At 72.8% G+C, this 25,747-nt stretch carries 18 protein-coding genes; 14 read left to right on the forward strand and 4 right to left on the reverse strand.

Annotated features, from left to right (window positions below):
* Positions 1-75: 75 nt before the first annotated feature.
* Positions 76-519 carry a hypothetical protein gene (locus OCT49_RS28325; protein ID WP_283854622.1) on the reverse strand — a complete coding sequence of 148 codons (444 nt, stop codon included), beginning with the start codon at positions 517-519 and terminating at the stop codon, positions 76-78.
* Between the two features lie 694 nt (positions 520-1,213).
* Between OCT49_RS28325 and OCT49_RS28330 the strand changes: the two genes are divergently transcribed.
* The 11 genes from OCT49_RS28330 to OCT49_RS28380 all read left to right on the forward strand — a co-directional run bounded on the left by OCT49_RS28330 (position 1,214) and on the right by OCT49_RS28380 (position 16,836).
* Positions 1,214-4,633: an ALF repeat-containing protein gene (locus OCT49_RS28330; protein ID WP_283854623.1), complete on the forward strand. Its 3,420-nt coding sequence runs from the start codon at positions 1,214-1,216 to the stop codon at positions 4,631-4,633.
* An 8-nt stretch (positions 4,634-4,641) separates the two neighbouring features.
* Entirely contained in the window at positions 4,642-5,010 is a 369-nt protein-coding gene (locus OCT49_RS28335) for a hypothetical protein (protein WP_283854624.1), read from the forward strand.
* Positions 5,011-5,785: 775 nt separating this feature from the next.
* Positions 5,786-6,670 carry a peptidase S1 gene (locus OCT49_RS28340; RefSeq protein ID WP_283854625.1) on the forward strand — a complete coding sequence of 295 codons (885 nt, stop codon included), beginning with the start codon at positions 5,786-5,788 and terminating at the stop codon, positions 6,668-6,670.
* Positions 6,671-6,818: 148 nt separating this feature from the next.
* Complete coding sequence (locus OCT49_RS28345; protein WP_283854626.1) at positions 6,819-7,457, forward strand: GNAT family N-acetyltransferase; 639 nt, start codon at positions 6,819-6,821, stop codon at positions 7,455-7,457.
* Between the two features lie 249 nt (positions 7,458-7,706).
* The gene (locus OCT49_RS28350; RefSeq protein WP_283854627.1) at positions 7,707-8,483 is read left to right on the forward strand and encodes a hypothetical protein; all 777 of its coding nucleotides are present in this window, start codon (positions 7,707-7,709) and stop codon (positions 8,481-8,483) included.
* 5 nt (positions 8,484-8,488) lie between these two features.
* A complete protein-coding gene (locus tag OCT49_RS28355) occupies positions 8,489-10,630 on the forward strand; it encodes a bifunctional serine/threonine-protein kinase/ABC transporter substrate-binding protein (protein ID WP_283854628.1) in 2,142 nt (713 codons plus the stop codon).
* A 6-nt stretch (positions 10,631-10,636) separates the two neighbouring features.
* The gene (locus OCT49_RS28360) at positions 10,637-12,748 is read left to right on the forward strand and encodes a bifunctional serine/threonine-protein kinase/ABC transporter substrate-binding protein (protein ID WP_283854629.1); all 2,112 of its coding nucleotides are present in this window, start codon (positions 10,637-10,639) and stop codon (positions 12,746-12,748) included.
* 252 nt (positions 12,749-13,000) lie between these two features.
* Entirely contained in the window at positions 13,001-14,029 is a 1,029-nt protein-coding gene (gene tdh / locus OCT49_RS28365) for an L-threonine 3-dehydrogenase (RefSeq protein WP_283854630.1), read from the forward strand.
* A 67-nt stretch (positions 14,030-14,096) separates the two neighbouring features.
* On the forward strand, positions 14,097-15,293 hold the full coding sequence (locus OCT49_RS28370; RefSeq protein WP_283854631.1) for a glycine C-acetyltransferase: 1,197 nt from the start codon (positions 14,097-14,099) through the stop codon (positions 15,291-15,293).
* A gap of 100 nt (positions 15,294-15,393) precedes the next feature.
* Positions 15,394-16,326: a LysR family transcriptional regulator gene (locus OCT49_RS28375; RefSeq protein WP_283854632.1), complete on the forward strand. Its 933-nt coding sequence runs from the start codon at positions 15,394-15,396 to the stop codon at positions 16,324-16,326.
* A gap of 222 nt (positions 16,327-16,548) precedes the next feature.
* Positions 16,549-16,836 (forward strand): hypothetical protein, encoded by a 288-nt coding sequence (locus OCT49_RS28380; RefSeq protein ID WP_283854633.1) that lies wholly within the window; start codon positions 16,549-16,551, stop codon positions 16,834-16,836.
* 125 nt (positions 16,837-16,961) lie between these two features.
* Here the strand turns inward: OCT49_RS28380 and OCT49_RS28385 are convergent, their stop codons facing one another.
* A complete protein-coding gene (locus tag OCT49_RS28385) occupies positions 16,962-19,529 on the reverse strand; it encodes an FtsX-like permease family protein (RefSeq protein WP_283854634.1) in 2,568 nt (855 codons plus the stop codon).
* Positions 19,530-19,675: 146 nt separating this feature from the next.
* On the reverse strand, positions 19,676-20,395 hold the full coding sequence (locus OCT49_RS28390; protein WP_283854635.1) for an ABC transporter ATP-binding protein: 720 nt from the start codon (positions 20,393-20,395) through the stop codon (positions 19,676-19,678).
* Positions 20,396-20,558: 163 nt separating this feature from the next.
* Between OCT49_RS28390 and OCT49_RS28395 the strand changes: the two genes are divergently transcribed.
* The 3 genes from OCT49_RS28395 (at position 20,559) to OCT49_RS28405 (ending at position 23,702) form a co-directional block, all read left to right on the forward strand.
* A complete protein-coding gene (locus tag OCT49_RS28395; protein WP_283854636.1) occupies positions 20,559-21,788 on the forward strand; it encodes a sensor histidine kinase in 1,230 nt (409 codons plus the stop codon).
* Positions 21,776-22,435, forward strand: coding sequence for a LuxR C-terminal-related transcriptional regulator (locus OCT49_RS28400; RefSeq protein ID WP_283854637.1), 660 nt, complete (start codon positions 21,776-21,778; stop codon positions 22,433-22,435). Before OCT49_RS28395 ends, OCT49_RS28400 begins: the two co-directional genes overlap by 13 nt.
* Positions 22,436-22,574: 139 nt before the next feature.
* Complete coding sequence (locus OCT49_RS28405; RefSeq protein ID WP_283854638.1) at positions 22,575-23,702, forward strand: aminopeptidase P family protein; 1,128 nt, start codon at positions 22,575-22,577, stop codon at positions 23,700-23,702.
* An 81-nt stretch (positions 23,703-23,783) separates the two neighbouring features.
* Here the strand turns inward: OCT49_RS28405 and treZ are convergent, their stop codons facing one another.
* Positions 23,784-25,592, reverse strand: a complete 1,809-nt coding sequence (treZ, locus tag OCT49_RS28410) for a malto-oligosyltrehalose trehalohydrolase (protein WP_283854639.1) — start codon at positions 25,590-25,592, stop codon at positions 23,784-23,786.
* Positions 25,593-25,747 lie beyond the last annotated feature (155 nt).

The raw sequence follows: 25,747 nt of genomic DNA on the forward strand, positions 1-25,747 counted from the left end.
TCTGACAGGCATGCGAAGGTCCTTCAGGTGTTGCGCACCGGGAGATGTCGGAGGACGGGGAGGGCTGACGCCGGGTTATCCGGTGACGCGGATCTCGACCAGCACGGAGCGGGCGCCGCCGACGGTGCCTTCGCCGACGGACTCGAAGCCGTTCTGGGCGACATCGACCGTTGTCGTCTCGCCATTGGCGGTGAGGTCGGCGCTGAAGGGGTGGTCGGCGGCTTCCAGTGCGAAGACCCGGGGGAGCGAGAGGGTGACGTACCCCGTCTTGCCGGTGGCCCGGAAGCAGTAGGTACCGGCGCGGCCGACAGTGTCGTCCTTGACGGTCAGGACCCTGATCTGCTCGGCTGCCGGGTCGCAGTCAGCGAGAAGGACGTGGCCGTCGCCCTTCTTCAGCTCGATGCCCTTGGTCGCCAGGATGTCGGCGGCACCGGGATAGGAGAAGTCCTCGACCGCTGACGGCGGAGCCTCTTCACTTACTGCGGACGCGGTGGTCTCGGAGGCGAAGGCGAAAGGCACTCCGACCAGTGCCGCCAAGGCGCCTATTGCCCCTGAAATAAACAACGTACGTTTACGGAAAGCCACCGGTATTCCTTTCAGGCGTGACGCCTGCAAATTCGGAGGCCCCCGCCCTGGTCGTGTGTAGGAAAAGTAAAGATGTACGGGTAACTTAGCTGCTCGGTGACGGGGCGTCAAACGGTCGCGCTGCACGCAATGTTGCCGTTTCGGGTAACTGTCTTCGCTTATGTCCGTTTGGTCAAGTGCGCACGATTGCGTGCAATGGTGTATTTCGTTCTGCCGTTCCTGCCTGCCTGCGGCTGGTGCACAGCCGTCCGGCGGGGGAGTCCTGGGTGAAGGTCTGTGAACGCGGCAAGCCAAGAAACAGGCCGAAAAGTGATACTTCTTGTGCGCTCTCACGGTTTAGAAAAAGGGCAGTCAGGGCGTGACGTGCACGGGTTTCCCCTATGATCACCGGGCCGATATTCGAAAACCGGCAACGGGAGTTGCCGAAATCAGAGGCGGAGAATCCGTGAAACGAAGATTCACCAAACCTGGCCACAAAAGGGGCATACGTCGCGCGATACGGGCCCTGGTCCTGGGCCTGCTGCCCCTGGCCCTCACATTCGGCCTCCTCAGCTCCCCACCCGCCCTCGCGTCCGGCACAGAAGGGGTCGCGGCCCTGGCGGAGGCGACGCCGACCGACCGTGGTCGTGTGGTCGACTACTGGCGGGAAGGAGGCCCCGGGGTCAGAGCGGCCGCCGAAGCTGCCTTGACCGGAAGTGATGCCGAACTTGAGGCATTCCTGACGGCCGTGGACGAGCTGTCCTTTCAGGACGAGCGTGTCAGCGCCGCCCAGATCGCATCAGTAGGCGGCCCCGAGCTGTTGACTGCCGCACGGACGGCCCTCGCAGGGTCGCAAGAGGACCTCGAGATCTTCCTCAGCTGGGGCTGGGAAGCTCCGATGCAGCAGGATCAGCGGGTTCAGGTGGCGCAGGTCATCGATGCGGGCGGGCCGAACGTGCAGGACGCGGGTCGGGCTGCTCTGAACGGTTCGCCGGAGGATGTTGCCGCGTTCCTGAAGGAGGGACAGTTCGTTCAGCGTGAGCAGGACGAGCGGGTGCAGCTCGTCCAGGTCATCAGTGTGGGCGGCACAAATGTGCGGGCCGCCGGCCGGCTGGCGTTGGACGGTGGGGCCGAGGACATCAGGGAGTTCTTGACGGTCGGGCAGTTCGTCGCCCGGGACAAGGACCAGGAGCAGGCCACTGTCGCGCAGTTGGCTGCGCAGGCGAAGGAAGCGGGCAGGCAGGCCGCTGTGGAGACCGCGGCTTCCAAGGCTGAGTCGGCCAAGGCGGTGGAGGCCGCAAAGCTGGCGAAGGAAGCTGCGCTGAGGGCGGCGTCCGAGGCGGAGGCCGCGAAGGACGACACGGACAAGGCGGCCCGTGCCGCGAGCCGCGCCGCCAAGGCCGCCTCCCAGGCCGCCAGTGCCGCGCAGACGGCGATCAACGCGTCTCGGGCTGCGAACAATTCCGCACGTGTCGCGGCGAACGCCGCGTCTCAGGCTGCGGCTGCGGCGGCAGGCGCGTCGCAGGCAGCATCGCGTGCGCGGAACGCGGCCGCTGACGCCGCGGTGGACGCGGGCAACGCTGCTGCCGCCCGTACGGCCGCGGAGAACGCCCGTAATGCAGGCAAGGGCGCCGCCTTGGCCGCCGATGCCGCGGATCAGGCAGCGATCGCCGCCGACGCGGCCGGTGATGCCGCAGACTCGGCCATCGGCGCGGGCGCCAATGCCAACCTTGCGGCCGATGCCGCGATCGAGGCGAGCAGTTACGCCGGCCAGTCCAGCGCGGCTGCCGCCGAGGCGCGCGCCGCGGCCGCGGCCACCAAGCGCCACGCCGCTGAGGCCAACCGTGCCGCGGCTGCCGCCAGGGATCTGGCCCGCAAGGCCGCCACCGCCGCACGCGAAGCCCGCGACGCGGCTAAATCGGCGGCCACACACGCGAACAACGCGGCCGCGGCAGCTGATGACGCCGCCGATCACGCCGGCGACGCGGCACAGGCAGCCACGAAGTCCACAACACACGCCAACGCGGCCACGGAGGCCGCGAACGCCGCAAGTAGCGCCGTGCTCAAGGCGCAGGAGATATACGCGATTGCGCGTGAGGTGGAGACCGAGGAACTGCTCGGCCGTACCAACGAGGGCATTGAGCTTGCCAGGGACCACAAAGCGGCCGACGACGCCCGGATCGCCAAACTGGCGGAGTTCCAGCAGGCGGTGAAGGACCGGGATACCGAGCGGGACCGGCTGGTCGCTGTGGCAGCCGAGCCCGGGGCCGACTTGAAGGCTGTCGCCGGCCAAGGGCGCAAGCTGGCCGTGCTCGTGATGAAGAACGGCACGGCGTGGGGCCGGGCCGCCGCCGAGGCCGCACTCGCCGGCCCCGACGACGTGGTCATCGACTACCTGCGCAACGGCTGGACCACGGCCAAGGAGCAGGACGACCGCTCCTACGTCGAGCGGCTCGCCGAGGAGAGCTCGGCCAGGGAAGTACGGGAGGCGGCCGAGACCGCACTGGACGGCGACGCCGCCGCCATCACCGAGTTCATCGACAACGGTCAGTACCAGGCTGCCGCCCAGGGCATGCGCGTTGCCATCGCCCAGACCGTCGACGGTGCCGGACCGATTCTTACCGAAGCCGGTCAGAAGGCTCTCGCCACAGGCGACCCGAAGAAGTACAGCGCCTTCCTGACCGACACGCAGCACACCGCCCGGACCCAGGACGAGCGAGTCCGGGCTGCGCAGCTGGTCTCCTCCGGCGGCCCGGAGGTGAAGTCCGCGGCCCGGATCGCGCTGGAGGGCTCCCCGCAGACCCTCCATGCCTTCATCGCCACCGGCCAGTACAAGGCCCAGCGCCAGGACCTCCTCAACGCCACCCACAAGGCGCAGGTCCAGAAGCTGATCGCGGACGCGGCGAAGATCGCGGCCACCGCGCAGCAGAACGCCGCGACCGCCCAGAAGGTCGCCGCCCTCGCCCGCAAGGCGGCCTCCGAAGCCAACGACTGGGCAGCGAAAGCCAACGCGTTCGCGACCCAGGCCCAGGGCTACGCCGACGAGGCAGCACAGCACGCCAAGGACGCCGAAGCCTCCGCAGCCAGTGCGGCCTCATCCGCCAAGACAGCCCGCGACGCCGCGAACAGCGCCAACATTGCCGCGTCCGACGCAGCGAATTCGGCAGCCGACGCCACGCTCTCCTCGGAGATGGCCCAGGTCCACGCGTCCAGCGCCTGGTACTCCGCCGACCAGGCCCGGAACTCGGCGATCGCCGCCGGCAAGGACGCGGAGGACGCACTCACTGCAGCCACCGAAGCGTTCACCATCGCAGTCACGAAGAAGCGGGAGGAGGAAGAAGCACGGCGCAAGGCCGCCGTCGAAAACAAGGAGAAGAACGAAGCCGGCCAACGGGCCGCAGAGCTGTACCGCTGCGGGCAGGCGATCGTTCCCTGCGATCCGCAGGACTACATCCGCTGGTGCACGCAAAGCCCGATCGATTGCCAAATCCTCGAACATGGCAAAGAAATCGGCGACGCCCTGGAGCATTCGCTGGAGGTCGCCAAGGAATTCGCCGGCCTCGGCGAGTTCGAAGCATGCATGCAAAACAAAGACTTCGAAAACTGCTGGCCACTCGCAGCAGACGTCCTAGTCGGTGCCAAACTCAAGGCGCTGGAAAAGGCATTCGATGCCCTGAAATTGCTGAAGCGCGGCTGCAAGATTGCCAGCAGGACCGCAGGTGTAACTCGGGTCGCACTAGCATCGTCCGGTGATATTCCGTGCTTCGAGCACGACGTCCGAGGACTTCCCCAGGACGTAGAGGATATACCCGACTCCTTTGGCTGCGAGGCTTGCGCCCGGCGGATCCGTGACAGCCTTGGGGAGGGCGAGCTGAGAACCATCAAGCCCCGGCCGAACACCTCGCTGCTTCTTCCCAATTACCGCGGCAGGGATTCGGGTTGGTACAACCACGTTGTCGTGGTACTCAACGGAAGGGTCTACGATGCCTGGACAGCGCGAGGAGGAGAAACCATTCCCGAGTATAAGGCCAGATGGGCACGGGCCAACGAAATCGACTTCGGATTCTAGGAGGGTCAATGAATGACAAGGAGTTCATTGAGCACGTCCGCGACAGGCAGGAAATGTACGGGTTGAGCGGCACCTACCACCCAACTGCCATGTTCATCATGGGATTCGACCAGGCGCGTGCTGGAGGCCTGCTCCGCGGGTTCCATGAGTGGCTGGCCGTACGCAATGGGGAACTCTCCAGTCAGCACTGGCTGGGAAGGGTTCTTGCCGAGGCGCTGCCAGATCTCAGATTCCGAGGCTTTGAGAATCTACGTCTGGAGCAGAAACAGGAGCGACAGGCTGTGGACCGTCTGTTCTCGCTCGTTCTTGAGTTCCTGGACGTGCGTGACGATCCCCGAGCGCTCGCCTCCATGTACGCCCAGTATCACTCCTTGTAGACCTCCCTGCGCGCTCTCGGGCGCGAGCAGGGGCAGGGAAGAGCGTCATGTGGGGACGTCGCCGGAGATGCGGCGACGTCCCCATCGGCTTCCTCAAGGCCCTTGAGGAAGCCGGAGTCAGTGTCAAGGCCTTGTGGCCGGCACCCGCGCAGGCAAGATCGAAAAGGTCAGCGGAGCGCTCCTCGAAGCCGGGAATGAACCGCCCCGGGTTCGGTAGAGATCTCACTCAACACACCGACGGTCGGGGGCTTCGTCTGTTTCGTGCTTGCACACGCTCGACGTTCCGCTTGGGGTGGGGTTGTTGCCAGGGCGATTGCCAAGTCGTGGCGATCTCTCGGATGTGCAGGTCACGACGGTATGACGATGGTGGGCAACTGACGGTTCAGGCGGATTCGATCGACGAGATCGACTGGACCGTCTCGGTCAACTGGACTGTCACAGTCGACCGGGCCGTCTCGGTCGATTCGGTGATCAGTCGGGCTCACCAGTACGCCACGCATCGCGGGCGGACTTCGCCGGTCGGCCTCACCCGTACCACCCGGCATCACAGCACGGCCCTCCACACCATCACTCCCGCAGGTCATCACCTCCTCAACGACGTGTCCTGACAGCGCACTTCGGGGGCGCGGCACGTTTGTTCAGTGCGCCGGGCTCACCTCAATGGCTCAGGCACCGGCCGCCCCATCGGTCGTTGGTCGTCTGCGGATCGATCGATTCCCCCCGAGGGCGCCGCTCGACGGGCCCAAGGGGTCATCCGAGCAGAGGAGTTACTCCGTTGAACCTCAAGACTCTCTCCGCGGCGACAGCCGTCCTGGTCCTGGCCGGTCTCACCGGCGCGGCCACGGCCGGCGCGGCGCCCGGCACGGTCTCCGGCGACGGCGGCAACCGCATCGGCACCCTGCGCGCCAACGGTGACGCCCATGTGAAGGAGGGCGGTCTCGACGCGCCCTGGGTCGAGGAGTCCGGGAACGTCAAGCAGATCGCCCTGTCCGGCAAGCGCATCGGGGTCATCACCGGTGACGGAGTGGCCTGGGTGAAGGAGGGCGGTCTCAACGCGGCCTGGGTCAAGGAGGCCACGGACGTCAAGCAGATCGCGCTGTCGGGCGACCGCATCGGCGTCCTCAAGGACAACGGCGACGCCTATGTGAAGGAGGGCGGCCTCGGCGCCGCCTGGGTCAAGGAGTCCGTCAAGGTCAAGGATCTGGAGCTGTCCGGCAACCGCATCGGTGTCATCACCGGTGACGGGGTGGCGTGGGTGAAGGAGGGCGGTCTCGGTGCCTCCTGGATCAGGGAGTCCGACAACGCCATCGGCATCGACCTGGCCGGGAAGCGCATCGGCGTCCTCGCCGGAAACGGCGTCGCCTGGGTGAAGGAGGGCGGCCTCAGCGCCTCCTGGGTGCGGGAGGCCGACGATGTCATCCAGCTCGAACTGTCCGGCGACCGCATCGGCATCCTGAAGGACGACGGCAAGGTTCACGTCAAGGAGGGCGGCCTCGGCGCGACCTGGGTGCACGAGGACGACCAGGCCGTCCAGATCGCGCTGTCCGGCAAGCGCATCGGCGTCCTCAAGGGCAACGGCAACGCCCGGGTGAAGGAGGGCGGTCTCAGTGCGGCCTGGGTCCTGGAGGCGGTCAACGTAACGGAGTTGGCGCTTTCCTGACCCCGCCGTCCGGCATGTGACCCGGGAGGCCCGCCGCGCCGCGCCCCGGTGCCGACTCCGGTGTGCGGCGCGGTGCCGCCCGGGTCGCACCGCCGGTCCGGAGAAAATCGCTGGCCAGAGCTTTACTGTCCCCCTTATAAAGGGGGCCATGAGCACTTCCTCCTCTCCGCAGGCCGCCCAGAACCCCGGCCCCGTCGACCGCAAGACCTTTGTCCGCACCACCCTCGATCTGGGAGACGTGGTGCTGCGCCCCTGGGCCCGGGAGGACGCCGAGTCAGCAGCCGTGCTGGACGGCCTGGTGGCCGCCGGGACGGACCCGGACATCGCCCTCTGGAACCCCATCGCGATCGCCGACCGTGACGCGGCCCGCGCATGGGTGGAGGCGCGCGACGGAGTGTGGGACCGCGGCGCGGCCGCCCCCTTCGCCGCCCTGGACGCCACCGACGGCACCCTGCTGGGCGGGGTCAACCTGCGCTGGGTCGACCGCGAGGACGGGCTGGCGATGATCGGCTACTGGCTGCTGCCGGCCGCCCGCGGGCGGGGCCTGGCGACCCGGGGGACCAGGGCGGTGACGAGCTGGGGCTTCGCGACGGCCGACGCCCGCCGCATCGAGATCGCCCACGCCGTCGGCAACGAGGCCTCCTGCCGGGTGGCCGACCGCTGCGGCTACCTCCCCGAGGGCACCCTGCGCGACTCCCACCGCTTCGGCGACGGCAAGTACCACGACGAGCACCTGCACGCCCGGCTGTCCACCGACCCGGAACCCGACGGGGCCGAGGGGAAGTAGCCCGGACAACACCTCCGTACGCCGCTATCGGTGAAGACAACTCGGTTGGGAGTCAACTGACTTGTCGATGCATCACCGATGGCGGCGTTCGTCCGGGAGTCCCGGACGTCTTGCCGGCGCAACAGTTTTCCCGGGAACCGGCAGCCCCTCTTCCGTACTCATAGGATCGACGCGACTTCGGGGATACGGAGGTGGTCGATCGTGGTGCGCGGCGGGCCGATACGCGGGTGGCGCGGGTACGGAGCCCTGGTGGCGGTACCGCTGCTGCTGGCGACCGCGTGCGGCGGGGGCCACGGAGGGGACGGGGACGCGGCGAAGAAACGGCCGAGCGCCCCGAAGGCCACCGCCACCGGAGGAGAGAACCCCGACGCCACGGCCGGGCCCGTCGTCGACGCCGACCCGGCGCGGCTGCCCACCACGCGGAAAGCCGCCCTCGGCCTCATCGGGCAGGTCATCGCGAACCCCGAGGACTTCGGCCCCGGGGTCGTCGCGCGCACCCCGTACGAGAGCGGCCCGGACACCTGGCCGGTGCTCGACAGCAACTGTGTGTGGCAGCAGGGCGATCCGGGCCGCGGGATCCTCGCCACCCTCACCCGCTCCTTCGAGGTGCCCGCCGCCAAGGGCAAGGGACCGCTGCGGCTGGCCGCGATCGTGACCGTCCACCGCACGGACGACGGCGCGCGGTGGGAGATGGCCGGATCGCTGGAGGAGTCGATGCGCTGCCCGACCCAGCAGTTGCGCCGGGGCGAGTTCATCGGCGGACTCGGCGCGGGAGCCTTGGACCGGGGCGAGGCCAACCAGACCAACTCGGACGACTCACTGATGGAGTCCGGCGAGTACCGCAGTGACGAACTCGGTGGCCCCCACCCGTACTTCTGGTCCCAGGACCGGATTCTCCGGTTCACCTTCGCCGTGACCGCCAAGGGTGCCAAGGGATGGGCGAGCGGTGAGATCGACTCCGTCGCCTTCCAGGCCCAGAGCGCCATGCTCGTCCGGCTGAGCGAGAACATCAGGAAGAAGGGCTGAGACGCATGGAAGAGCTGCGGCCCTCGGATCCGTCCTGGATCGGCGGACACCGGCTGCTGGGACGCCTCGGTGCCGGGGGCATGGGCGCCGTCTACCTCGGCCGGACCGCCGAAGGCGCACTGGCCGCCGTCAAGGTGATCCTGCCCGAACACGCCGGGGACGCCGACTTCCGGGTCCGCTTCCGCCGCGAGGCCGAGGCCGCCCGCCGGGTGGACAGCCCCTGGGCGGTGCGGGTGACCGGCTCCGGCACGGAGGACGAACGCCCCTGGCTGGCCACCGAGTTCGTGCCCGGCCCCGCACTGTCCGAGGCGGTCGCCCGATGCGGCCCGCTGCCCGCCCGGAGCATCCGGGTCCTCGGCCGGCTGCTGGCCCGCGCCCTGGCGGCGGTGCACGCGGCCGGGCTCGTCCACCGCGACGTCAAGCCCGGCAACGTCCTGCTCGGCGCCGACGGGCCGCGGCTGATCGACTTCGGCGTCGCACGGGTCACCGACGCCACCGCGCTGACCGCGACGGACCTGGTGGTGGGAACCCCCGGCTTCCTCGCCCCCGAACAGGCCACCGAGGGCGCCGCCGCCGTCGGACCGGCCGGTGACGTCTTCTCGCTGGGCTGCCTCCTCGCGTACGCCGCGACCGGGCGGCTGCCCTTCGGCAGCGGCGCCGTGGACGCCCTGCTCTACCGCACCGTCCACGAGGCACCGGATCTCGGCGGCATCGACGACCCCGAACTGCGCGCCCTGATCGGCGCCATGCTCGACAAGGAACCGGCCGCCCGCCCCACCGCCGCCGCACTCGACGAACGGATCGCCGAGGACGCCCCGGACGGCTCGGTCGACTGGCTGCCCGAGGACGTCGTACGGCTGATCGCCGAGCGGTCCGCCGCGCCCCTGGCCCTGCCCGGCATCGACGCCACGGTTGCCGACGACCCCGGGACCCGCGCCCCCGCCCCGGCCCGGCGCAGGCTGCTCCTCCTCGCGGGCGCCGGCGCGGTGGCCGTCGCGGGCGGCGGCGCCTTCGCCGTACGCGAATGGCTGCGCGACGACGACGCCGCCGGCTCCGGCGGGACCGGCCCCCGGACCTGGACCATCGGCGTACAGGCCGACCTGTCCGGGCCCCGGGCGGCTGTCGGACGGGCCCAGGAACGCGGGGTGCGGCTCGCGGTCGACCGGTTCAACTCCCGTACGGACAAGCCGTTCACGCTGCGGGTGAAGGCGATCGACGACCGGGGCGCGACCGCCGGGGGCAAGCGCGCCGCCGAACGGTTCGCCCGGGACCGCGACGTGCTCGCCGTCGTCGGCCCCACCGACGACCCCGTCACCACCGCGGTGCTCGGAACCTACGACGAGGCGATGCTGCCGCTCGTCACCGTGTCGTCCCAGCAACTCGCCTTTGCCGCACGGTCCATGAGGTCCTTCTTCCAGGCGGTCCCCTCCGACGCCGTGCTGGCGTACCCGATCCGCAACCGGCTGGTCCTCCGGCCCGACGTGCAACGGCTCGGGGTGCTCCTCGACCGGGCCGGGGGCCAGCAGGCGTACCAGGCGGGCTACTTCCTCAACCAGATCGTCGTCACCACCACCGACGGGACCACCTACCCGCGCGTGGTGCCCGCCGGCACCCGCGAGCTCGCCCCGGTCGTCGCCGACCTGCTCGCGCACCGCAGCGACGCCTTCTTCCACGCCGGGGACCAGGCCGGGGCCGCCCGCGCCGCGCGGGCGCTCGCCGCCACCCCCTACAAGGGCCCCCGCATGGCCATGCACACGACCATGGGCGCCCGCTTCCTGGAGGACGCCGGGGCCGCCGCCGAGGGCTGGGAGTTCGTCTCGCCCTGCGTCGGCGCGACGGCTCCCGCCGCGAAGGAGTTCACCGCAGCGCACCGCAAGAAGTACGGCGGTACCCCCGCCCCCTGGGCCGCCGAGGCCTACGACGCGGCCGGGCTGGTCCTCGCCGCCGTCACCGCCCTCGCCCGGAAGAACCGGCCCCCCGCTCGGTCCGCCCTCGTCAAAAAGATCGCCGCCTCCTCGTACCAGGGCGTCTCCCGCGACTACGCCTTCGGCGAGGGCTACCGGCTCAAGGGGCTGACCGCCCACCTCTACGGAGTGCGCGACGGCGCGTTCCGCTACCTCGGCCCGGCCCCCCAGACCGAGAACTGACCGGGCATGCGACCACTCACCCCGGACGACCCCCGGACCGTCGGCGAGTACCGGACCCTGGTACGGCTCGGCGCGGGCGGCATGGGCGTGGTCTACCTGGCCCGTTCCCCCGGCGGGGCGCTGGCCGCCGTGAAGGTGATCCGGGCCGAGCACGCCACCGACCCCGGCTTCCGGGCCAGGTTCCGGCGCGAGGCCGAGGCCGCCCGCCGGGTCACCGGGCCGTGGGTGGTCCCGGTGACGGGCGCCGACGCCGAGGCCCGCGAACCCTGGCTCGCCACCGGGTTCGTCCCCGGCCCCTCGCTGGCCGAGGTCGTCGCCGCCGAGGGGCCGTTGCCGGTCACGACCGTCCGGGCCCTCGGCGCCCGGCTGGCCGGCGCCCTCGTCGCCGTGCACGGGGCCGGTCTCGTCCACCGCGACGTCAAGCCCGGCAACATCCTCCTCGCGCTCGACGGGCCCCGGCTCATCGACTTCGGCATCGCGCGCCACGAGGGCGCCACCGCCCTCACCGCCACCGACGCCGTGATCGGCACCCCCGGCTACCTCGCCCCCGAGCAGGCGTCGGCGGGACCGCTCGGACCGGCCTGCGACATCTTCTCGCTGGGCTGCGTGCTCGTGTACGCGGCGACCGGGCGGCGCCCCTTCGGCGACGACGGGGCCGCGGCCGTGCTGTTCCGCACCGTGAACGAACCACCGGACCTGCGCGGCCTGCCGCCCGAACTGCTCCCGCTCGTCGAGGCCTGCCTCGCCAAGGACCCGGCGGACCGGCCCACCGCACGCCAGGTCGAGGAACGGCTCGGCGGCACCGGGCCCGCCCCCTCCTGGGCGCTGCCGGGGCTGTCCGCCCTGATCGCCGAACGCTCCGCCACCGCCCTCGCGCTCCCCGTCCCCGAACCCCCGATGGTCGTCGAGGACCCCGAACAGCCCCGCCCCTCACGGCGCCGCCTGCTCACCGCGTCGGCCGCCGGCGCGGTCCTGCTGGCGGGCGGCGGAACGGCGGTCTGGCTGGCGGGGCGAGGGACCGGGGGGAAGACGGAACCCCATCGCGCCCTCCCCGTCCACACCATCGGCCTGCACGCCGACCTGACCGGCCCCGGCCGGGCGGTCGGCCTGGCGCACCGGCGCGGCATGCAGCTCGCCGTCGACGACCACAACGCCCGCGCCGGCATCACCTTCCGGCTCGCCCTGCGCGCCGAGGACGACGCCGGGGACCCCGCCCGCGCCCTGCGCGTCGCCGACCGGCTGGCCGCCGACCCGAAGGTGCTGGCCGTCGTCGGCCCCACCGGGAACGTCGTCGCCGAAGACGTCGTCGAACGCTACGAGCGGACCGACCTCGCCCAGGCCGTCGTCTCGGCCCGGTCCACCACCGCCAAGCTGGGGGCGGTCAAGACCCTCTGCGTGCTCCGCCCCTTCGACGACAAACTCTCCTTCGGCATCCACCACTACCTGATCCGGGTCCGCCCGGCCGACCGTCTGGCGATCGTCGAGGACGGCGCCGACCCCGAGGGCGCCTGGGCCATCACGGACATGTTCCGGGGCGCCCTGCCCAAGGCCACGAGGATGACCGTGCACCAGGTCGCCGCGGGCACCGACGACTTCGGCACGGTGGCCCGCGCGGTGGTCGCCGAGGGCGCGGACGCCGTCGTCCTCGCCTCGACGTCCCCGACCCGGGGCGCCCGCTGCGCGGTGGCCCTGGCCGCCGCCGGGTTCACCGGCAGCCGGGTCTCCACCGGGCCCGTCCTGGCCCCCGCCTTCCTCGACGGCGCGGGAAAGGCCGCCGAGGGATGGGTGTTCGCCCAGGCGTACAGCGACCCGACGGTGCTCCCGGCCGCGAAGGCGTTCACCGCCGCGCACCGGAAAAGGTTCGGGGGACCGCCCGCCCGCTGGGCCGCCGAGGCGTACGACGCGGTCGGCCTGATCGCCCGCGCCACCAGTGCCACCAGCGCCACCGGGGCGGAACGCGAAGGCATTACGCAACGCCTCTTCCTGACCACCCACAAGGGCATCACCCGGACCATTTCCTTCCGCTCCAGCCGCCAGCTGCGGTTCGAGGAGGGGATATTCCTCTACCGGGTCGAGGACGGCCGGGCCCGTTTCCTGGGGCCCTACCTGAAGGTGTGAGCCGCCATCCCCCAGTGGACGTGCGGCAGCGGCATGAAGTGGAGCTGCGGGCGCGTTTAAGAAAACCTCGATGGACCTGTGGCGCGGGGTGCGGCAGATTTCTCCGTGACGGCAGAGGATGGTGCGCGGCAGCCGATCGACGCGCGCCGCCATGGAACCCGTCCCTCTCATTCCTCCCCGGGCCGCGGGCTCGCGCAAGGCCGCCTCCGGCCCGGGGCACTCAATGCCGTACCAGCGCAGGGAGCCACCGCCGTGAAGGCACTCGTGAAGCAGAAGGCCGAGCCGGGACTCTGGCTCATGGACGTGCCCGAGCCGGAGATCGGCCCCTCGGACGTGCTGATCAAGGTGCTCCGCACCGGCATCTGCGGCACCGACCTGCACATCCGCAACTACGACGGCTGGGCGCAGCAGACCGTGCGCACCCCGCTCGTCCTCGGACACGAGTTCGTCGGCGAGGTCGCGGCGACCGGCGCCGACGTCGTCGACATCAACGTCGGCGACCTGGTCAGCGGCGAGGGTCACCTGGTGTGCGGGAAGTGCCGCAACTGCCTGGCCGGCCGGCGCCACCTGTGCCGCGCCACGCTCGGCCTCGGCGTCGGCCGGGACGGGGCGTTCGCCGAGTACGTCGCGCTGCCCGCGTCCAACGTCTGGGTGCACCGCACCCCCGTCGACCTCGACGTCGCCGCGATCTTCGACCCGTTCGGCAACGCCGTCCACACCGCCCTGTCGTTCCCGCTGGTCGGCGAGGACGTGCTGATCACCGGCGCCGGGCCGATCGGCATCATGGCCGCCGCCGTCGCCCGGCACGCGGGCGCCCGCAACGTCGTCATCACCGACGTCAGCGAGGCCCGGCTGGAACTGGCCCGGAAGGTCGGGGCCAACCTCGCCCTGAACGTCGCCGAGGAGACCATCGCCGAGGGACAGCGGCGCCTCGGCCTGCGCGAGGGCTTCGACGTCGGCCTGGAGATGTCCGGCCGGCCCGAGGCGATGCGCGACATGATCGCCAACATGACGCACGGCGGACGCATCGCCATGCTCGGACTGCCGTCCGAGGAGTTCGCGGTGGACTGGTCCAGGATCGTGACCTCGATGATCACCATCAAGGGCATCTACGGCCGCGAGATGTACGAGACCTGGTACGCCATGTCCGTGCTCCTGGAGGGCGGCCTCGACCTCGCCCCCGTGATCACCGGCCGCTACGACTACCGCGACTTCGACGCGGCCTTCGACGACGCGGCGAGCGGCCGCGGCGGCAAGATCATCCTCGACTGGACCTCCTGACCGACCCCCTCGGGCGACGCCACCGCAGACGGACGCCGCCACCGTAGACAGCTGGGAGACACCCCTCATGTTCGACTCCGTACGCGACGACCTGCGCACCACCCTCGAGGAGATCGAGGCCGCCGGACTGCACAAGCCCGAGCGGGTGATCGGCACCCCGCAGTCCGCGTCCGTCGCCGTCACCGCGGGCGGACGCCCCGGTGAGGTGCTCAACTTCTGCGCCAACAACTACCTGGGCCTGGCCGACCACCCCGAGGTGATCGCCGCCGCCCACGAGGCGCTGGACCGCTGGGGCTACGGCATGGCCTCGGTCCGCTTCATCTGCGGCACCCAGGAGGTCCACAAGGAGCTGGAGCAGCGGCTCTCCACGTTCCTCGGCCAGGAGGACACGATCCTCTACTCCTCCTGCTTCGACGCCAACGGCGGGGTCTTCGAGACCCTTCTCGGCCCGGAGGACGCGGTGATCTCCGACGCCCTCAACCACGCCTCCATCATCGACGGCATCCGCCTGTCCAAGGCCCAGCGCTTCCGCTACGCCAACCGCGACATGGCGGACCTGGAGAAGCAGCTCAAGGAGGCGTCCGGCGCCCGGCGCCGGCTCGTCGTCACCGACGGCGTCTTCTCCATGGACGGCTACGTCGCCCCGCTGCGCGAGATCTGCGACCTCGCCGAGCGCCACGACGCCATGGTCATGGTCGACGACTCGCACGCGGTCGGCTTCGTCGGCCCCGGCGGGCGCGGCACCCCGGAACTGCACGACGTGATGGACCGCGTCGACATCATCACCGGCACCCTCGGCAAGGCGCTCGGCGGCGCGTCCGGCGGCTACGTCGCGGCCCGCGCCGAGATCGTCGCGCTGTTGCGCCAGCGCTCCCGCCCGTACCTCTTCTCCAACTCCCTCGCCCCGGTCATCGCGGCGGCCTCGCTCAAGGTCCTCGACCTGCTGGAGGCGGCCGGCGACCTGCGCGAGCGGCTCAACGCCAACACCGAGCTCTTCCGCACCCGGATGACCGCGGAGGGCTTCGACATCCTGCCCGGCGACCACGCCATCGCCCCCGTCATGATCGGGGACGCGGCGAAGGCGGGCCGGATGGCGGAACTGCTCCTGGAGCGCGGGGTGTACGTGATCGGGTTCTCGTACCCGGTCGTCCCGCAGGGCGCGGCCCGCATCCGCGTCCAGCTCTCCGCCGCCCACTCCACCGAGGACGTGAACCGGGCCGTGGACGCGTTCGTCGACGCGCGCGCGGCACTCGGGGAACAGTGACGGGGCGGACGGGGACGCTGTCCGGGCGCCCCGTCCGCCCATCCGCCCGGGGCCTTGGCCGGGCGGCCGGGTCACCTCCGTGACCTGGGACAATGGGGGCATGATCGATTCACGGCGGCTGCGCGTCCTGCGTGCGGTGGCGGACCATCGCACGGTGACGGCCGCAGCCGCCGCGCTGTACCTCACCCCCTCCGCGGTCTCCCAGCAGCTCGCCGCGCTGGAACAGGAGACCGGGCACCGGCTGGTCGAGCGCGGCGCGCGCGGTGCCCGGCTCACCCCCGCCGGGGACATCCTGCTGACCCACACCAACGCGGTGCTGGCCCAGCTGGAGCGGGCCGAGGCGGAACTCGCCGCGTACGGCTCGGGGGACGCCGGCACGGTCACCGTCGCCGCGTTCGCCACCGGCATCGGCCTGGTCCTCGCCCCCGCGATCGCCGAACTGGCGCTCACCGCACCCGGCATCCGGGTCCGGGTCCAGGACGCGGAGGGCGACGCGAGCGTGCCGATGGTGCTCGACCGGCAGGTCGACGTGGCGGTCGCCGTGGAGTACCGGGGCGCACCGGGCGAGGACGACCTGCGGCTGACCCGGGTGCCGCTGTACTCCGAGCCGTTCGACGCGGTGCTGCCGGTGGGGCACCGGCTGGCCGGCCGGGAGCAGGTGGCGATCGCCGACCTGGAGAAGGACCCGTGGATCGGCCCGTACCCGGGCAACCCCTGCCATGACGTGGTGGTGCTGTCCTGCGAGTTCGCCGGGTTCCAGCCGAGGATGGAGCACTCCTCGGACGACTTCCGGGCGGTGGTCGCGCTGGCCGGGGCGGGGGCCGGGGTGGCGCTGGTACCGCGGTCGGCGCTGCGGGGGATGGAGCTGACGGGGGTGGTGGTGCGGCCGGTGCAGGGCAGTGCGCCGACCCGCCGGGTCTTCGCCGCGGTGCGGCACGGGGCGGAGGGGCATCCGCTGATCGCCCCGGTGCTCGACGCGCTGGCCGCGGCAGCGGGCCGGGAGGCCGCGCTGCCGCGGCCGGCGTCCTCCTGACCGGGACCGGCCCGGGACCACCTGTCGGCGGCCGGGGCCCTCGCGGCTGGACTCCGGCCCCCGGCCCGGACCGTCCTTCGGCTCATCGGCGGCCCACTGGTGAGGTGAATGACTGCGAAGAGTGATCGGTCCGGTCACGGTGCGGGTACATCGACGTCCGTACCCGCAGCAACCGCTGCCGCATCCGCGGCACCCGCTGCCCCACCCATGGGAGACTGATTCATGAAGAGGATTCTTGCCTGCGCAGCGACCGTATTCGGCCTGGCCGCAGGCCTGTGCACGCTTGCCGCGCCTGCGGCGACGGCATCGGACATCATCATCGTCAAGGAGAGCGGGCCGGGCGATGCCGGGGTCAGCCAGGTGAAGGACTCGCACCACGTCCTGCAGAACACGAACGACAAGAGCGTCACCACGGGTGACATCAGCACCTGGGTGAAGGGGCTGCTGAACGAGAGCCCCTTCACCCTCGAGGTCGAGGGATCCGAGCAGGACCAGGGCGAGCAGAGCTGACCCCCCGGGCCATCGGCCCCGCCGCCCCGAGGCGGAACACCTGAGCGGTGGTGGCCCGATGCCGCGGGCGGGCATCGGGCCACCACCGCCCGGCGGGCCCCCACGGGCGGCCGGGCGGCAGGCGCTCACCCCCGGCGGCGCAGGGCGGACCGGCCCCCGGCGGTGCCCGGCCACATCGTGCCCAGCCCCGCCGCCACCGTCACGGCCAGGGCCAGCACCCCGTAGTGCGCCGGCGGCAGATACGGCACCGAACCGGTCGTCGACACCGCGAACGCCATCAGCGGGACCGCCGCGACCAGCGTGCCGACGGCCAGGCCCACCACCGCCACCAGACCGGTCTCCAGGACCAGCATCCGCCGCACCTGGCGACGGCCCGCGCCGATCACGCGCAGCAGGCGCAGCTCCGGACGGCGGCCCACCGAGATCAGGGACAGGGTGCTGACCACGGAGAGCAGCGCGAAGCCGCCGATCACCCCGACACCGATGACGACCAGGGCGTCGTCCCCGTCCGACGTCGGCGGGGCGATCCGTACGTCGTCCGCCGTCGCGGCCCGGACCCGCACTTCCCCGTACGGGGCGAGCGCCCGCCGCACCGCCGGGGCCGCGGCCGCGTCGCCGTCCGCCGAGCGGATCAGGACCTGCTGGTCGTACGGGGCCCGGACGTGCCCGGCCAGGACCTCGCGCGGCAGCATGAACTCACCGAGCCCCAGGGCCCGTTCGTAGAGCGCCACCACCCGCAGCCGGACCGGTGTGCCGTCGCCGAGGCGGAGCTCCACCGTGTCGCCGGTGCCGATGTCCAGATCGGCGGCCCGGTCCTCGCCGACCGCGACCGTGCCACGGCCCCGCAGCTCCGCCAGATCGCCCGCCGTGACGCCCGGGTCCAGGGCGCCGGACAGCCGGTCCGCCGTCACGCCCAGCACGGGCAGCCGGTCCAGCACCGGCTCGCCCAGCTCGCGACGGGCGAGGACGACGGTGGACCGCAGCACCCCGGTCGCCGCGGCCACCCCGGGCACACCGCGCACCGTGCGTACCGCGTCGGCGGGCAGCCCGCCCGGCCCGGTCGCCACCAGGTCGGCCCGGAGCGCGGCGGCGGCCTCCCGGCCGGCGGCCCGCTCCAGCGTCGAACCCGCCGCCAACTGCACGCAGACGAAGGCGACGACCAGCACCACCGGGGTGATCGCCGCCCCGAGACGCCGGTGGTGCGCGGCGGCAGACCTGGCGGCGAGGAAACCGGACGCCCCGCCCGTCCGCCGCAGCGGCGCGCCGAGCACCCGCGTCGCACCCCGGGCGATCCACGGCCCGAGCAGGGCCACCGCGATGATCAGCGAGGTCGCCGCGCCCGAGGCGGCCACCGCAGCCGCCTGACCGCCCTGCGCCGTCGCCGCACCGGCCGAACCGACCCCGGCGACCGCCAGCACCGCCCCCGCGATCGTGCGGAACCGGCCCGGCTCGCCCGGCTCGGGCGCCCGGGCCGCGCCCAGCGCATCGGCGGGCCGCGCCCGGGTGACGGACCCGGCCGCGAGCAGCGCCACCGGCCGGGCGGCCAGGGCGATGAGCGCCGCGCCCGTGGCGGCCGCCGCGACCGGCAGCCACACCGGCACGGGCAGCGGCAGCGCGTCCGTGGTCAGCAGCGACCGCATCACCAGCCCCAGCGGCAGGGCACCGGCGCCGCCCAACAGCGCGGCGGCACCGGCCACCCGGCCCGCCTCCCGGCCGACCGCCGACCTGAGCTGCCGGGGGGTCGCCCCGACCGCGCGCAGCAGCGCCAGTTCGCCGGACCGCTGGTGCACGGCCTGGGCGATGGTGGTGGCGATCACCAGGAGCGCCACCATGAGGACGGTGCCCGCGACGGAGGCGAGCAGGGGGAGCAGCGCGGCGCGTGCGCCGAGCGCGTCGAGGTGCTCGGCCCGGCCGCGCTCCGGGCCGGTGAGGACCAGGATCCCGCGGTCGTCGCGGGCGCGGTCGGGCAGCACCCGGGCCAGGGACGACCGCAGCGCCGCGGCCGGCACGCCCTTCTCGGCGACGACCCCGACGGCGTCGACCGTGCCGGGGTGGCCGGCCAGGCCGGTGAGCCGCCGTTCGGTGAGGAAGACGGCGGGGGCGCCGCCCCGGCGACCGGGGTCGGCGACCCCGCTGACGGTGTACGGCCGGGAAGCCCCGTCCGCCCGCAGGGTCACCCGGCTGCCGGGACCGCTCCCGGTGGCGGCGGCCACGGCCCGGTCGACCACCACCTCGCCCCCGGTCCTCGGCGCGCGCCCGGCCGTCAGCCGGTACGGGGTGAGCGCGGCGGACGCCCAGGACCGGCCGACGGCCGGGATCCCGCCGGTGCCGCCGCCGGCCACGGCCAGGGGGACCGAGTCGTCCGCGACGGCCTTCGCGACCCCGTCGGCCGCGGCGACCTTCGCCACCACGGAGCGATCCAGGCGCACCCGTTCGGACAGGTACGCGCTCACGGTCCGCGGCTCGCTGCCCCACGGCTTCGCCGTGTACGTCACCCGCTGGTCGGCCGCCACCACGGCGTCGGCCCCGGCGTACCGTTCCACCGGCGGCCGGGCCAGCAGCAGCGAACCGAGCACGAGGGCGAACGCGCCGATCAGCGCCGCCGCAGCGGCCGTCGCGACGAACACCGCGGTCCAGGCCCGGCGGTGGGCCCGCAGCGAGCGGCGGGCCAGGAACGCCGAGGCCCGCCGCATCCCGTGCCGCACCTCCGCGCCGGGCCTCTGCTCCCCGGCTCCGGGCCTCCGGGTCTTCGCACGGGACCCGCGCGCGTCGGCCCGGTCCCTCCGCCCACCCGTGCGGGACCTGCTCGTTTCCGTGCGGGATCTCTTCGTTCCCCTGTTCATCGCAGCCGACCGCCGTCCATCGTCAGCACGGTGTCCGCCCGGCCCGCCGCGACCGGGTCGTGGGTGACCATGACGACCGTGCGGCCCTCGGTCCGTACCGCGTCCCGCAGCAGATCCAGCACCAGCACCACCGACTCCGGGTCCAGGGAAGCGGTCGCCTCGTCCGCGAAGATCACATCGGGTTCGGTGACCAACGCCCGTGCCACCGCGACCCGTTGCTGCTGGCCGCCGGAGAGCGTCGCGGGCCCCCGGCCGCCCTGGCCCGCCAGACCGACCCGGTCCAGCAGCCCCCGGCCCCGGCCCAGCACCCGCCCGTCCGCAGGATCGGCGCCGCCCAGCACCAGCGGCAGCACCACGTTCTCCTCGATGGTCAGCGACGGCACCAGATTCAGGGCGTGCGACTGGAAGACGAAACCGATCCGGTCCCGGCGCAGCCTGGTCAGCGCCGCCTCGGACAACGACCCGAGGTCGGTGCCCGCCACCCGTACCGTCCCCGACGTCGGACGGTCCAGGCCCGCCGCGCACTGGAGGAAGGTGCTCTTCCCCGACCCCGAGGGGCCCACCACCGCCGTGAAGCTCCCGGCCGGGACCGTACAGCTCACGTCGTCGAGCGCGACGACCTCCCCGCCGCCGCGCCGCCCGTGGCGGCGGCTCACCGACTCCAGACTCAGCGCGGTCGCCCGCCCCGTCGTGATCGTGCCCACCGTGGACTCCACCGTTCTCTCCTTGTTCGTACCTCTTGACCTGCGAAAACGCTATGAGCCGGGCGAGGGCCGGACGAGGGGGGACGGGCCCGGAAGGGGGTACAGCGGGCTCCACCACGGGCGTGGGGGAGGGCTCCACTCCGACCGCGGGCGGACCGCCGTAACGTGGGGTGCCATGAGTACTGGTCCCGCCCCGCTGGCCGTCGCCGTCCGACGTTCGTGGGATGCCTCGCGCTATCTGTTCATCGGGCTCGGGATCGGGCTGGCCACCTACGTGGGCACGTTCCTGGTGGTGGCGGTCCTGCTGTTCGCCGCGGTCGTCATCGGGCTGCCCGCGCTGCCCGAGGCCGCCAAAGCGCTGCGCAGGGTCGCGGAGTTCGAACGCCGCAGGGCGGCGGCCCGGCTCGGCGTGCCGTTCACGCCCACCCCGTACCCGCCGCTGGACAGCGGTGAGGTCACCGAGCGGGTGCGACGGGTGCTCGCCGATCCGACGGCCCGGCGCGACGCGCTCTGGCTGCCGGCCCAGGCCCTCGCCGGGAACGTGCTCGGCTACTTCACGATGGTGCTGTGGCCGGTGGGACTCCTGGTGGACGGGGCGGGGCTGTCCGTCCTCCATCTGCTGGACCGCCGGAGGGCCGACGAGTACGGCACGGAGCTGCCGGTGCGGCGGGGCTGGGTGCTGCCCCTGCACGGGGTGCTCGCCGATCTGTCGGCGAGCTGGTCCAGGGCGCTGCTCACCCCGGCACCGTCCGCCGAGCTCACCGAGCGGATCGCCCAGCTGACCGAGAGCCGGGCCGGGGCGGTGGAGGCGCACGGCGCCGAACTGCGCCGCATCGAACGGGACCTGCACGACGGGGCCCAGGCCAGGATCGTCGCCCTGTCGATGCGCATCGGCCTCGCCAAGCAGCTCCTCGACCGCGACCCGGCCGCCGCACGGGTCCGGCTCGACGAGGCGCAGGACGGCGCGGACGCGGCCCTCGCGGAGCTGCGGCACGTGGTGCGCGGCATCCACCCGCCCGTGCTGACCGACCGCGGACTGGCGGGCGCCGTGCGTGCGTTGGCCGGCGACGTCGCCGTGCCCGTGACCGTCGAACTCGACGGCGTCGAGGACGGGCGCCGGCTCCCGGCCGCGATCGAGGCCGCCGCCTACTTCGTGATCGCCGAGGCCCTCACCAACATCAGCAAGCACAGCGGCGCCACGGCCGCGACCGTGCGCATCGACCGACCCGCCGGGACGCTGCGCGTGGCCATCGGCGACGATGGCCACGGCGGCGCGGACGAACGCGCCGGCAGCGGACTGGTCGGGATCAGGCGGCGCGTCGCGGCGCTGGACGGCACCACCCGCATCGACAGCCCCGCCGGGGGGCCGACGGAGATCGAGGTGGAGTTGCCGTGCGGATCGTGATCGCGGAGGACAACGCGTTGCTGCGGGAGGGGCTGATCCTGCTGCTCACCAGCTCGGGCCACGAGGTGGTGGCCGACGCGGCGACCGGGCCCGAGGTGCTGCCCGCCCTGCTGGAGCACCGGCCGGACGCGGCCGTGCTCGACGTGCGGCTCCCGCCCACCTTCCGCGACGAGGGGCTGCGCGCCGCGATCGCCGCCCGGGAGCAGCTGCCCGAGCTGCCCATCCTGGTCCTGTCGCAGTACGTCGAGGAGACGTACGCCGCCGAGCTGCTCGCCGGGGGCGCCCAGGGCATCGGCTACCTGCTGAAGGACCGGGTGGGCCGGGTCGACCAGTTCCTCCAGGCGCTCGACCGGGTGGCGGCCGGCGGCACGGCGCTCGACCCGGAGGTCGTGACCCAGCTGCTGACCCGCAAGGCGTCCGCCGAACCCCTGCAGAGCCTCACCCCGCGCGAGCGCCAGGTCCTGGAACTGATGGCGCAGGGCAAGGCGAACGGCACCATCGCCGCCGAACTGGTGGTGACGGAGCGGGCGGTGAGCAAGCACATCGGATCGATCTTCCTCAAGCTCGGCCTGGAACCCGACGACGGCACGGTGCACCGGCGGGTGCTGGCGGTGCTCGCCTACCTGGAGGGCAAGGGAGCCCGCTGACGCCCCACTCGCCGGACACGACGGCCCCCGCGGACGAACCCCCGCAGCACCCCGCCGGGCGTCCCGGGGCCCACTCGCGTCGACCGGTGCGGACGGGCAGGATGCTGTACGCAGTGTCGCGCCGTCAGGAGGCCCCCGCATGTCCAGTCCGAACCAGCCCGCGCCGTTCACCGCCGACGACTACCGGGCCCGTATGACACGGGCGGCCGACGCCGCCGCCGAGGCCGGGCTCGCGGGCGTGCTGGTCGCACCCGGCCCCGACCTCGTGCACCTCACCGGCTACCAGCCGGTGAACACCGAACGCCTCACCGTCCTCGTCCTCACCCCCGGTCAGGACCCGGTCCTCGTCGTCCCGACGCTGGAGGCCCCGGACGCCGAGGGCGCCGTCGGCGCCCCGGCCCTCACCCTGCGGGACTGGACCGACGGCAAGGACCCGTACGCCGTCACCGCCCCGCTGCTCGACGGCCGGGGCCGGTTCGGGGTCAGCGACAACACCTGGGCCATGCACCTGCTCGGGCTGCAGCGGGCGCTGCCGGACACCTCGTACGTCTCCCTCACCGAGGCCCTGCCGATGCTGCGCGCGGTGAAGGACGCCCCCGAGCTGGAGCGGCTCGCCGCCGCCGGGGCCGCCGCCGACGCCACGTACGAGGAGATCCTCAAGGTGCGGTTCTCGGGCCGCAAGGAGACCGACATCGCCGCCGATCTGGCCGATCTGCTCAAGCGGTTCGGGCACTCCCAGGTCGACTTCACCGTCGTCGGCTCGGGGCCGAACGGCGCCAACCCGCACCACGAGGCGGGCGACCGCACCATCGAGCCGGGCGACATGGTCGTGCTCGACTTCGGCGGCCTCAAGCACGGCTACGGCTCGGACACCTCCCGCACCGTCCACGTCGGCGAACCCACCGCCGAGGAGCAGCGGGTCCACGACATCGTGCGGGAGGCGCAGGAGGCGGGCTGCGGGGCGGTCCGGCCGGGCGTCGCCTGCCAGGAGATCGACCGGGCGGCCCGCGCCGTCATCACCGAGTTCGGCTACGGCGAGCGCTTCATCCACCGCACCGGCCACGGCATCGGGGTCACCACCCACGAACCGCCGTACATGATCGAGGGCGAGGAACGGCCGCTGGTGCCCGGGATGTGCTTCTCCGTGGAGCCCGGCATCTATCTGCCGGGCCGGTTCGGGGTCCGGATCGAGGACATCGTCACCGTGACCGAGGACGGCGGCCGCCGCCTCAACACCACCGCGCGCGACATGGCGATCGTCGAGTAGCCGACCCCCCGCCCGGCCGACCACCCGCCCGGCCGACCACCCGCCCGGCCGACCACCCGATCGGCCGGGGCACGGGGCGGTTCAGCCGTCCGCCAGGACGACGCACGACTCCGGCGGCAGGTGCAGCAGCCCGTCGTGGCCCGGGGCCGCCACCGGGTCCCAGGCCGCCACCACCCGGCCCGCCCCGCTCCACCGCCGGCCCCCGCCCAGCGGGATCGTGGCCGGCTCCCCGGCGAGGTTGACCACGACGCGCAGATCGCCCCGCCGGTACGCCAGCCAGCGCGCCCGCTCGTCGTGGGCGGTGCGCACCGCGGCCAGGTCCGGATCGGAGAGGTCGGGCAGGGCGCGGCGCAGGGTGATCAGTTCCCGGTACCAGGCGTGCAGCCGGGCGTGCGGTTCCTCCGCCGGCTCGTCCCAGTCCAGGCAGGAGCGGTTCCGGGTGGCCGGGTCCTGCGGGTCCGGCACCTCGTCCGTCGCCCAGCCGTGCGCCGCGAACTCCCGCCGCCTGCCGGCGCGGACGGCCTCGGCTAGGGCCGGGTCGGTGTGGTCGGTGAAGAACTGCCAGGGGGTGCGGGCGCCCCACTCCTCGCCCATGAACAGCATCGGTGTGAAGGGCCCGGTCAGCACGAGCGCCGCGGCGCAGGCCAGCAGCCCGGGGGAGAGCGTGGCGGAGAGCCGGTCGCCCAGGGCCCGGTTGCCGATCTGGTCGTGGGTCTGGGCGTAGCCGACGAAGCGGTGGGCCGGGGTGCTGACGACGTCGACGGGGCGGCCGTGGGTCCGGCCGCGGAAACCGGAGTACGTCCCGTCGTGGAAGAACACGCGGGTCACGGTCTTGGCGACGGCGGCCAGCGGGGCGGCGGCGAAGTCCGCGTAGTAGCCCTGGGACTCGCCGGTGAGCGCGGTGTGCAGCGCGTGGTGGAAGTCGTCGTTCCACTGGGCGTGCAGGCCGAGGCCGCCGGCCTCGCGCGGGGTCGTGGTGCGCGGGTCGCAGCGGTCGGACTCGGCGATCAGCGAGAGCGGTCGGCCGAGCTCGGCCGCCAGCGCGTCCGTCGCCGCGGACAGCTCCTCCAGGAAGGTCAGCGCCCGGTCGTCGGCCAGGGCGTGGACCGCGTCCAGCCGCAGCCCGTCGAGCCGGTAGTCCCGCAGCCAGGCGAGGGCGCTGCCCAGCAGGTACGCCCGCACCTCGTCCGAGCCGGGGGCGTCGAGGTTGACCGCCGCGCCCCACGGCGTGTGATGGGTCTCGGTGAAGTACGGGCCGAAGGCGGGGAGGTGGTTGCCGGACGGGCCGAGGTGGTTGTGGACCACGTCCAGCACGACCGCGAGCCCGAGACCGTGCGCGGTGTCGACGAAGCGCTTGAGCCCCTCCGGCCCGCCGTACGGCTCGTGCACCGCCCAGAGCGACACGCCCTCGTACCCCCATCCGTGGGTGCCGGGGAACGGACAGACCGGCATCAGCGACACATGGGTGACGCCCAGCTCGGCCAGGTGCCCGAGCCGTTCGGCCGCGGCGTCGAAGGTGCCCTCGGGGGTGTACGTGCCGATGTGCAACTCGTACAGCACGGCGCCCGGCAGGCCCCGGCCCGTCCAGCCGTCGCGCCACTCGAACAGGGAGTGGTCGACGACGGCGCTCTCGCCGTCCGGCCCGTCCGGCTGACGGCGCGAACGCGGATCGGGAAGCACCCGTACGGCGCCCCCGTCCCCGTCCCTGCTCGCGTCCCCGTCCCCGCCCCCGTTCCCGTCCAGGACGAAGCCGTAGCGGTCCCCGTCCGCCGCCGGTGCCTCGACCGTCCACCAGCCGGCCCGCGCGGCGTCCCGCTCCATCGCCCGCAGCCGGCCCGCCAGCCGCAGCCCGACCGAGCCCGCATCCGGTGCCCACACCTCGAACAGCATGCAACGCTCCTCGTCTCGTCGCCGTCCTCGCGTTCCGCGCCCCGGCCCGGGGCGCGCGGTCGCGATCACCGGCCCATGACACTGGATCGAGCCCGTTACCGGCGGTTAAGGTCTGGTTCTGATCATTGCCCCGTCGGATTCCGCTCAATACGCAC

Origin of the sequence: Streptomyces sp. ML-6 (genome assembly GCF_030116705.1) — a bacterium.
In the GTDB taxonomy this organism is placed as follows: domain Bacteria; phylum Actinomycetota; class Actinomycetes; order Streptomycetales; family Streptomycetaceae; genus Streptomyces.